The organism is Chloroflexota bacterium (genome assembly GCA_018829775.1).
Taxonomy (GTDB): Bacteria; Chloroflexota; Dehalococcoidia; order Dehalococcoidales; family RBG-16-60-22; genus E44-bin89.
Map to the genome: position 1 here is coordinate 1 of JAHJTL010000110.1, position 10,797 is coordinate 10,797.

7 protein-coding genes are annotated in these 10,797 nt (G+C 49.2%); 5 read left to right on the forward strand and 2 right to left on the reverse strand.

What is annotated here, in order from left to right; all coding sequences use genetic code 11:
* Positions 1-169: 169 nt before the first annotated feature.
* From KKD83_10590 to KKD83_10605, 4 genes are all read left to right on the forward strand, one after another.
* Complete coding sequence (locus KKD83_10590) at positions 170-652, forward strand: hypothetical protein (GenBank protein MBU2536592.1); 483 nt, start codon at positions 170-172, stop codon at positions 650-652.
* Positions 653-1,443: 791 nt separating this feature from the next.
* Positions 1,444-1,677: a hypothetical protein gene (locus KKD83_10595; protein MBU2536593.1), complete on the forward strand. Its 234-nt coding sequence runs from the start codon at positions 1,444-1,446 to the stop codon at positions 1,675-1,677.
* A gap of 305 nt (positions 1,678-1,982) precedes the next feature.
* Positions 1,983-6,116 carry a hypothetical protein gene (locus KKD83_10600; GenBank protein MBU2536594.1) on the forward strand — a complete coding sequence of 1,378 codons (4,134 nt, stop codon included), beginning with the start codon at positions 1,983-1,985 and terminating at the stop codon, positions 6,114-6,116.
* A 200-nt stretch (positions 6,117-6,316) separates the two neighbouring features.
* Complete coding sequence (locus KKD83_10605) at positions 6,317-6,808, forward strand: YajQ family cyclic di-GMP-binding protein (GenBank protein MBU2536595.1); 492 nt, start codon at positions 6,317-6,319, stop codon at positions 6,806-6,808.
* Positions 6,809-7,733: 925 nt separating this feature from the next.
* On the opposite strand, the gene yedF is transcribed toward KKD83_10605, so the two are convergent.
* A complete protein-coding gene (gene yedF, locus KKD83_10610) occupies positions 7,734-8,069 on the reverse strand; it encodes a sulfurtransferase-like selenium metabolism protein YedF (GenBank protein MBU2536596.1) in 336 nt (111 codons plus the stop codon).
* 639 nt (positions 8,070-8,708) lie between these two features.
* On the opposite strand from yedF, the gene KKD83_10615 reads away from it, so the two are divergent.
* Positions 8,709-9,989 (forward strand): B12-binding domain-containing radical SAM protein, encoded by a 1,281-nt coding sequence (locus tag KKD83_10615; GenBank protein MBU2536597.1) that lies wholly within the window; start codon positions 8,709-8,711, stop codon positions 9,987-9,989.
* A 350-nt stretch (positions 9,990-10,339) separates the two neighbouring features.
* Here KKD83_10615 and KKD83_10620 read toward each other — a convergent pair.
* On the reverse strand, positions 10,340-10,797 hold a 458-nt coding region (locus KKD83_10620), incomplete at its 5' end, for a universal stress protein (protein MBU2536598.1).

The window sequence follows — 10,797 nt, forward strand, 5'->3', positions numbered from 1 at the left end:
TACTGGCACTACCTACTCGACTTCCGCAACGGCTTCTGGGAAAGCCCGATTGACAACTACCGGGCTCACTACGCCTGCCTGCACATAACCAGGTTCAAGGACTAACGGGTAAACCGTTGTTTTCCAACGGTTTAGCAAGGGGTAACCATGCCCAGAAAGGAGGTGACATTTGAGCACTATTGAGAAAGGCATCTCCGATATCGTAGGCGTCTTTACGGATCCCATTCTTGTCATGCCCGGGGGCTGGGGAGATACCCTCCCGGATTGGCTTAAAGGCGCCATCACCATGGAGCGCCTCATGTCAAACGTGGAAGCTCTCAAGACAGGAGAGATGACCGGTACCGACGCTGAAGCCTGCGCCTATCTCTACACCGCCAGCCTGGAAGCGCCTATGGACCATGACTGGACACAAATCTATCTTTATATTGCCGGCAAGACATACCAGCGCCATAAACAAGGCGAGATGCCCGAGGATATCCGGGTGGAGTCGCTGCGGGATGACCAGCTGCGGGACCTGAATAGGCTGAAGGAATGGATTTATCGGCAGCGGGCCACCATAAGGCAGGAGAGGGATAGAGCTGAGCGACGGCAACAGAAAGAGGCAGCCGTGGCTGAAAGGGAGGCGCTGCAGCCGGCATTGTTTGACTTATAATCATATACTAAAAGTATATACTTAAGTAAGAAGGGGTCGGGAGTTCAAATCCCCGGCCCCTTTTTTGTCCCAAAATAGCTGCCCTAATGATGAACAGGGGGAGTTTTCACTCCCCCCGTTGCTCGCAGATACTCAATTCTCTGCGAGGTGGCCATACTTGCTGGGGCTAGGGTTCTCTCACCCCTAGACTGTGCCCTTTGCTGGCTTCATTCTGGTCTAGTCCCAAGCCCAGACCGCTCCGCTACTAGCTTGGGAAGCTCCCCTTAAAGCCACACTAGATTTCTCTAGCTTTACCATCCCCAGACTTCCGACTGGGGCACTCTCGGCTATACCTTTCGGCGGGGCAAAGATTCGGGCACTCACGCTTAGCGTCTTATTCCGCCACTCCAGCAAGCATTATTATAGCACCCAGCGGTCGGGGGTTCAAATCCCCGGCCCCTTTTTTTGTCCTATGAACAACCCCTGTGGCCAGGCCGGGGGGCCGGCGGTCCATGGCGCCATAAAGTGCATCATACGATGAGTGATATGATGCACACTATGATACACGTTAGTGTCTACTCCAGGAAACATTTTGTTTTCTGGAAGGCTCGGGCTCCCCTGGGCGACGGCCGCTGCCGGCACAGACTGATAGATAGGTAGATGGGTTTTCGTCTGTAGAAACATCAGCATCGCTAGGGTTTCTACTGGTAGGAACTTTTGATTAGGTAGGTAGATAGATACATACATACATAGGGCGGCCGGCAGCCGGCGGGAGCTGCTGCTACCTGGTTGGAAACGATAGAAAGGTTGGAATGGTTAGAAAGTCTGGCCCCGCAGCGGCGGCTGCCGGCGGGAGCTGCTGCCCCTTAAAGTGTGACCCCATTACCCCTGTAATCAATGTCACAGTAAATAACAGCGTTCTTGGTAAGAACGCTGGCCAGGTCTTTCCACGGCATCCCGCCGACCTTGAAGCCCTACCGCGGTGTGGTTATCTGTTTCTCAAGGTAGAATCTATCAGCTTACCCCGAAAAACGCCCAGATTTTGACTACGGAGCGTCTCTCGTTGTAAGGTAAGGACTTCCCAAGTATTCAGTGGGAGAGCCCCCTCTTTTTTTGTGTATGGGGCTGCACAAATCAAGCAATTGTGCACCATAAAAAGGTTCCTTTTTACAACAACAACCTGACATGATGTTCAACCCCCGATAACACCACCGTTTATATCAAAATAGTGTCGCACTGGCAAGGGGTTCAACTCCACAGAGGTATAGACAAGATATTGCCTCTAGTTTAACTTTCCATCTGGGCGGATTGAACTGGTCACAAAGGTCACCTATTTGTTATTATTACGGGTATGAGTTACTTTCTTGGCGTTGACATTGGCTCTGTATGCGCCAAACTGTCACTGATCGCAGAAGACGGGAGGGTTGTTCACCTTGACGTTCGGAAGATAACTTCGAATGCCAGGGCTGCAGTAAAATCACTCATCGACACTCTGGGCCAGCAATTCAATCTTGACAAAATTGTGTCTGCTGGTGTGACAGGTTCTACCAAAGCACTAGTTCCAAAAGAACTCAACTGGGCAGAGTACAGCAACTCGCTAGCGATAGCATCGGGGCTTCTCCACAACCATCCTGATGCTAGGACCATTATACAGATCGGCGGCCAGAGTTCCCATGTGATAGGGCTGGAAGACGGTTTGAAGAAACCGTGGAAGATGGCTTCCAACCCCCTATGCGCCGCAGGCACAGGGAGATTCCTCGAGCAGCAGGCCTATAGGCTGGGTATTAGCATGGATCGCTTTGCTGCACTGGCGTTGCAATGTCAGGGGAGTCCGCCCAGAATTGCCGCCAGGTGTAGCGTCTTCGCCAAGAGTGACCTAATACATCTGCAACAGAAAGGCGTGCCAGTCGAAGCTATGCTCTATGCCCTTTGTGAGAGTATTGCACGCATGGTGGTCTCACTCCGTAAGGGATGCTTTGAGGAGCCTGTCTACTTTGTCGGCGGTGTGGCTGCCAATAAAGCTATAGTCAAGGCTCTCAGCGAGGCCCTTTCAACAAGAAACGGGCACAAAGTCGAGATAATCGTACCCGGAAACCACCTTCATATGGCAGCATTGGGCTCAGCTCTACTATCAAAAGGACATAGTTCCCGGGTTATTTCACTGCCTGAGGCGAATGCACAACTGGATCATTTTGAGTTGCCCAGGCTTCCGAATGTTGCTGTTCCTGAAGGTAAGACAAACCAGCGAATAGAAGAGTCCTGCCTGGGCTACCTGGGTGTTGATGTAGGCTCTACAAGCACCAAGGCTGTGATACTTGATGAATCGGGCAAGACAATTTTAGCCAAGAACTACCTGATGACCGCGGGTCGGCCGATTGATGCTGTAAAACAGGTCTTCCGAAATCTTTTGCGGGATGGTGCATCCAAGGTCAGGATAGCCGGAATCGGTGTTACCGGTTCCGGTAGGTACATGATAGGCAGCCTAATTGGGGCAGACATCGTTAAGAATGAAATAACGGCCCAAACAAGAGCCGCCGCCGAAATAGACCCTGAAGCAGACATTATCGAAGTAGGCGGTCAGGACTCCAAGCTGGTCATCAAGAGGAACGGCGTTGTCGTTGACTACCAGATGAACAAGGCGTGTGCTGCCGGGACTGGTAGTTTCATTGATGAACTGGGTGAGATGTTGGGCGTTTCCGTAACGAATGGAGATTTCGCCAGGCTGGCATTTTCTGCACCGAATACCATCGACCTTGGAACCAGGTGCGCCGCCTTTATGGGCCAAGCGGTAGCCTCGGCTCAGCAAGAGGGTGTATCTCTCGAGGTTATCACCGCCAGTTTGGCTACATCTATCGCCAAGAATTACCTATCTAAAGTAGTCGGCACGAGAAAATTGGGCAGTAAGATTATACTTACGGGGGCGGTCTTCTACAATCAAGCAGTTGTCTCAGCCTTTTTTGAGCAACTGAAAGGCAAAACCCTGATGGTTGCCGAGCATAGAGAAGTCAGCGGTGCAATGGGGGCAGCGCTTCTTGCCAAAGAGACAGTCTCCGGTGATAAGCCAAAATTCAAGGGATTCCATGAGGTCATTGACACCAATTGCGCTCTCGCTATATTTACCTGTAAGGCCTGTAACAACAACTGCGCTATCACCCGTATGCAGGTGCCCGATGAGAAACCTACGTTCTACGGCAGCAGGTGCGACCTCTTTGACAGCACCCTTAGCCAGGCTAAGAAGGAGACTTTCTTCGATGAGCGCGAAAGACTGCTTCTCCGGGAGTACAAGGAGAATACCGGCACGGGGCCTGCGGTCGGGATTCCCAGGGCGCTTGTGGTGCATGACTACGCACCACTGCTCATCGGCTTTCTCAACGCACTTGATGCCAGGGTCGTCCTCTCCAGCAAGACCAACAAGGAAATCATGGAGCAATCAGTTGAGCTGAGCTACGCCGATAGCTGTTTCCCTCTCAAGCTTCTCCACGGGCACGTAGCTGCCCTTCACAAAGTTGATTACATGCTCTACCCGTGTGCTATCCGATTAGGCATAAGGGACGGAGAGGAGAACCAGCAATACTCTTGTCCTCTCGTCCAAGCATCCCCTTACATAGTACGCCAGGTTCTTGACCTTGGAGAGCGCCTTTTGATACCCACCATAGACTTCAGTCAGGGCGATGCCGCTACGATAAAGAGCTTTGCCAGCGTGGGCGTCAAAATGGGATTCAGTCTGAGCACGAGTAAGAAAGCAGCTCAGGTTGGAATCGAGGCACAGCGCAGATTCGAGTCAGATAAAAAAACGTTGGGCAACATTCTCTTAAAACGTATCCGTGACAGTAACCAGCTTGGTGTGGTACTCTTGTCGAGGTCCTATATGTCCCAGGACCCAGGAGCGAACCTTGGTATTGCTGAGAAACTGGCTCAACTGGGTGTGGTGCCGATATCTCTCGACTTCCTTCCCCTTGACTCCATAGACCCCAAGAAATATACGGACCGGCCCTACTGGTCATGTGAGGGTAAACTCATTGCCGGAGCGGCTATCGTCACAGCAGACCCGCATCTGTATGGGCTGGTACTAACTAACTTCGGTTGTGGACCCAACTCCTTCATACTGAGGATTCTTGAGGACATTACGGGCAATAAGCCCATGGGACAACTTGAGATCGACGAACACGCTGCAGAAGCAGGCATCGTTACCCGGCTCGAAGCCTTCGCCGATACCATTCAGGGGTATGCCCGCTCAGCGAGGCAGGATACTCAGCGCCCGTACATCTATCGGGGAACATCTCCGCTCTCCCGTTCAAAGAAGACCATCCTCATACCACGAATGGGTTCGTTTGTCGAGGCCGTTGCTGCAGCTATGGAGGCACACGGAGCTAGGGCAGCAGTATTACCAGAGCCTGATGACCGCAGTCTCCTTTATGGCAACCAGGTAACCTCAGGCACGGAATGTTTGCCATATCGCATAGTGCTCGGCGACTTCATTCGGTTCTATTACGAACATGGCCATGAATCTAAAGATGTTGAGGTTATTATGGCCGGGGAATATGGTCCGTGCCGCTTCGGGAAGTATGCTATCGAGCAGATGAGGGTTCTCAAAGATATCGGCTTTGACCTGCCTATACGGACCAGCATGGTAAACGGCGCTTATCGCGATTTTGGTTTTGGCCCTCGGTTTGAACGCCTTGCCTGGAAGGGGGTGGTCGCGATTGATTATCTGGAAAAACTTCTCTGGCGCACCCGTCCTTACGAAATAGTGAAGGGGCGAGCAGATAGCTTGTTCGATGAGTATTTGGCTCGAGTAACCGGTGACATCCGTAGAAAACAGGACATGGCTGATACCTTGAAAAGCGCGACTTCTGAATTCAAGTCCATAGTTGACCTTCAGGTGCCCAAAAAGCCACTGGTTGGTATCACCGGTGAAATCTATTTGCGCTCTAACAGATTTAGTAACGGCAACGTGGTGAGGGAATGCGAAGAAGCTGGACTGGAAGTTGTTGTGTCTTCTATTGGAGAATCGATAAAGTACGCTTCCTATGCGACTGTCGGGGACGCGCTCGAGTATCGAAAAATCAGGCAACTAATAGAAGGCTACATCAGGAAAATCATCCGGGAACACGATGAGCGATCGGTAGCTCGACATTACCGCGAAATGCTACCAGAGAGAGAACCATCAACGGAAGAGACATTAGCGAGATCAGGCCCGTACCTTCCTCATCAGTGCCGGAGCGAGGCGTTGCTTAGCATCGGTGCGGGAATCGAATGGCTGGAAAATCCGGAGTTCGCCGGTGTGATATCGGTTATGCCCCACGGTTGTATGCCTGGTGGAATCGAGGCAGCAATATCTGAGAAGCTGAGCGCGACTTATCAAAAACCATATATCAGCCTTACCTATGATGGTTTTCTTGAGACCAATAATCGCAGCAGGATCGGGGAGTTTGCTGAACTCATAAAGTTTTGTAGCGGGGATAGACAAATAGGGATTAGATAGGGCCTCCCACGAGGCAGGCCAAGCCAATGGTCAGTTCTGCACAAACATCGAGATGTCTGATTTCTTGTACTTACGATTGGCCGAGCGGGGCAGAAGCTGTGAGTATTATTCCCGGAAGATGCTAGCGAGTATTATTCAGAGTCATTGTCACTTTCGTGGTAAAATTAATCGGATGGATCGTCACTGCCAAGGGGGTAAAAATGCCATCAGTAGATGTGGTGAGTAAGGTGGACCAGCAGGCACTGGACAATGCAATCAACAACGTGAAGCGTGAAATCTCCACGCGATTCGATTTCAAAAACGTGAAGTCTGAGATCACTTTCGACCGAAAAGCTAAGTATATTCATATTGTTACTGGAGACGATTGGAAGGTTAAAGCAGTTACAGAGATGCTCATTGGTCAATGCACTCGGCTTAAAGTGGATCCCAAGTGTCTGGACCTCAAGGAGATCGAACCCACCTCCCATGGCACAGTAAAGATGGATATCCTTATCAAAGAGGGTATCCCCAAAGAGACCGGCCAGAAAATCGTCAAACTCATCAAGGGTCTTAAGATCAAGGTCCAGCCAGCTATTCAAGACGACCAGGTCAGGATCACTGGTAAGAAGATCGATGACCTCCAAGAAATCATGCGGCTGCTTAAGGAGCAGGATTACAACATTCCTCTGCAGTTTGCCAACATGAAGAGCTGATGCCCCCTAATTTGGTACATTACAAATAGCTAGACATAACGGAATTCGCTAAGAGCCAGGCTATTGCACGAACATCGGGATGTACACGTGGACGTAAGAGTAACATCCTGAGGTACACCAAACTGTTTTTACCTACGTATATTAGGTTTGCATATAAGTAAATATGTGACACCCTGACTTAGGTTCAGGGTGTTATTTGTTTGCAGACCAAGCAAGTTGCCCGTCATTATATTAATGGTTAACGTATATAATTTGTCTTGTACGGCCCTATATTTTCATTCTGTTTAGAAAACGACGAAAAGAAGCCAAAGAAAGACAGTTAAGCAGTTTTTCTCCATAAAAGCGGAAACAAGCGGTCACCTACTGATGATTTTCATACCAATTTAGCGCATTTTGTTAATAGAGATGGTTAGAAAGGTGAAGAAAATATGTGATTTTTAATACATCCTCGAGCCTGTATATATACCGCGTATATATACGAATACGCTCAAATATCGGATTTTTACTGCTTTGGTATATCTACGGCTTTTTATAGAGTAGATGAGTTGTAGCTATAAATTAGAAAAGCGTAAGAAATATATTTTAAATCGGGCGCCTTAGTATGCTTATGTAACTCATTATCACGTTAGCAAAAAGAAAAATCTTACCAATATGGCATTAACGGTGTGGGGGATTAGCCTTACGAATTAGTAGCGGTGGTTGGATTCGAACCAACGACCTTCGGGTTATGAATCCGATGCGCTTCCTTTCATGATCCTTCATTGAACAAATTGCAATTTTGTTGCATGTCTAGGACATACAAAAGCGGCGAAGGTACACAATGGCGTCAGATCGTTCAACTAAGGCCCGGATTCTCAACGTGGCGCCCCTCCCAATACGGGGAAGTTCGCGAAAGTCCATTCATGAGGCGTATCCTGCTAAATTGTTATAGGTTAATTACATCATAATTAAGCATAGATTGGATAGAATTAACCATAGTTGTCGGTTTGCCAACTGCCAGTTTATCAATCAAATCGAAGTATTCAAGGCAAGTGGTACAAGCTAGAATCTCTACACCTGTTTCTGCAATTCTTTTCACATAATCAAGAACTTTTGACCCTTCACAAACTAGACGTACACCTGTATTCCAAAATATCAATGTACTCGGCTTCTTATCACTCTCACCAAGTAGCCGCAAGAAGCTGGCCATCAACATAGACCCGAGTTGTTCCTCTCCTCTACCCAAAGTCTCAGATTGCACTAGAATCACCTTGGACCCCATAAAACCCTCCAGTTATTGATTTGTAGTCGGACTTTTTTGTTATTCTACAACATCATCACCTATTGAATACAGCGATATTTTTAGTAACAAGAAGCCAGAAGGTATAGTCCGGCTCGTAAGTTATGCCAAGCTCGCACCCGCCCACGCCCAATACAGCTCCGGCTGGCATATGGAAACAGCGGAACCCGTAACTCAGATAGAAGCTACGATTCACGACTCCGTTTCAGAGTGGAGGTTGGTGCCGAGGTCGGCAACTCACACAGCGCGCGGCAATATTTACAGCGACCCTCATACCCTATGATGACCCAGTGATGCGCACCCGTGGGTGACTTCCGGCAGTACCACGGCTTCCCCTTGTTGGGGTTGGGAGCGAAGCGGCCGTCCTCACCCCTGTATCTGGTGCCACCATGCCTCCCTAGTGTTGAGTCAAAAACTTCCTTCATCACTGTATTTACTTCTCTCACATTCTATCACTGCTGGGAGACATTGAACATACCGTCAGAATGTGCAGCTGGAATCCTTTTCAGGTGGTCTAAAGACAACCAACTTTAGAACGCAAACCGTTGTGAAGTTCTCTATTGCAGGTTAGGTTGGTTTGCTGTAAAATGCCTCCACATAGCCTTAAGAGGAAGCATACTCGTGAAACTCGAGCTAATCGTCCCTGCTACACAAGAGAATATTCGAAGGAGGAAAAAGGGGTTAATCCCACCCCTCGGTCTGGCGATGGTCGCTGCGGTAACTCCACCGGAGGTCGAAGTCTCCTTAACTGACGGGAATGTCACAGGTATTGATTTCCAAAAGGAAATCGATTTAGTGGGGATCACGGCACTAACAGTCACAGCGCCACGTGCCTACGAGATCGCTGATAACTTCAGAGCGAGGGGAGTAAAGGTTATCTTAGGAGGTGTCCATCCTAGCGCTCTGCCCGAAGAGGCAAGCCAGCATGCTGATGCTGTAGTCATCGGAGAAGCCGAAGGAATTTGGCCCAATCTAGTCAATGATTTCAAGGCAAACAAACTACAAAGGATGTACAGCCAACGTGAGTGGCCCAGCTTGCTCAACTTGCCTATCCCCCGGCGAGACTTGTTCGCCAAAGGGGCGTACTACTTCAGGAACACGCTCTCAACAACTAGAGGCTGTCCCTATGCTTGCTCCTTCTGCTCAGTTACTTCATTCTTCGGCCATACTTATCGCTGCCGCCCGGTAGAAGAAATCCTCAAGGAGATCGAAACATTGGACCATAGGGAACTCATCGTCTTCGTTGATGATAATATCGTCGGCAACCTCAAGTTTGCCAAAGAGCTCTTTCGTGCCCTTATTCCCTATCAAATCAAGTGGGTGTCCCAGGCCTCGGTTATGGTAGCAAGAAATGACGAATTACTCAAACTGGCAGCCGCGAGCGGCTGCATGGCTCTACTCATCGGGTTTGAGACACTGTCCCCAGCCAATCTGGCGGCGGTGGGCAAGAAGGTCAATGTGGTGGAAGAATACGAAACGATAATCAGAAAGATTCACTCCCACGGTATCGCCATCCACGGCTTCTTTATCCTTGGCTTAGACGAAGACGATGAAGATGTTTTCGAACGCACCGTCCGCTTTGCCCAGAAAATGCGGCTAGAGAGCGCTTCGTTTGTTTGGCCTGTACCGTATCCGGGCACCGCTCTCTACGAATCCTTAGATAAGACTGGTCGAATAGTCACTAAAGACTGGTCACAGTATGAGTCTAACGTTGTATTTGAGCCAAAGCTAATGTCACGAGAGATGCTGCAAAAGGGGTATGACTGGGTTTGGCGTAAGTTTTATAGCCTACCCTCGATCTGGAGGAGAGTCGGAATCGCACGCCGGAATTTGAGGGACCTTTGGGCAGTGAATCTTTATTATCGAAATTTCTGGCGGAGAAACCACATAGCTGATAGATAGCACTTGTTCAAATCCCCTTCGTTTCTTAGTTAGTTAGATTGGAACTCGGTTCCGATTGAACATTAAGCCAAAAAGTGTGATTACCGGATTAGTCTTTAAGGGTGTAAAAGGTCAGGCAGACCCTAAAAGACGGTTAAATTTGGAAATAAAGGTTGTTGACAAGTAAATCGAATAAATGCACAGGATGTCCTATCTGGGGGAACAACCTATATCATCCGCTCTAACTTAATAGGCGGTAAAGTTATTGGTGGCAGGTCATGAGGAGGTCGGGGAGTTAAGCATTATCAAGCAGTGGGGACAAAAGTGTCGTCTCTGCAAACCCTGCTCTAGCCATAATCCCGATTGGCCAGCTAGATATTTTCGGTGCCCTTCGGGACTCTCACGACGAGTACCGGGAAGTTTCCGGCTCGCAGTACTTTATCGGTAACGCTGCCAAACGCCCATCGGCTGAGACCGTGCCGCCCGTGTGTTGACATGGCCACCAGGTCAGCCTTGGTTTCGTCAGCTACCTTAATAATTTCCTCTGCCGGACTGCCGGTGGTCACCTTAGTCTTTACCGTGGCTCCCTTGCTTTTGAATTCTTCCGCAGCTTTATCGAGATAGCTCTTGGCCTTCCTTTCAATTAGAGCCATCTCTTTCTCGCTATAGGGGACTTCCACGCCTGCCTCCCCGGCGGCAACATAATGAGTCATTGATGGTAATACCTGGAGCAAAGTAACTTCTGTTTTTACTTTCGGTGTCAGTTTGGATACGAGTTTCTCTACAGAAGGTAGGGCAGCTTCACCTATCTTTGAACCGTCTAGGGGAA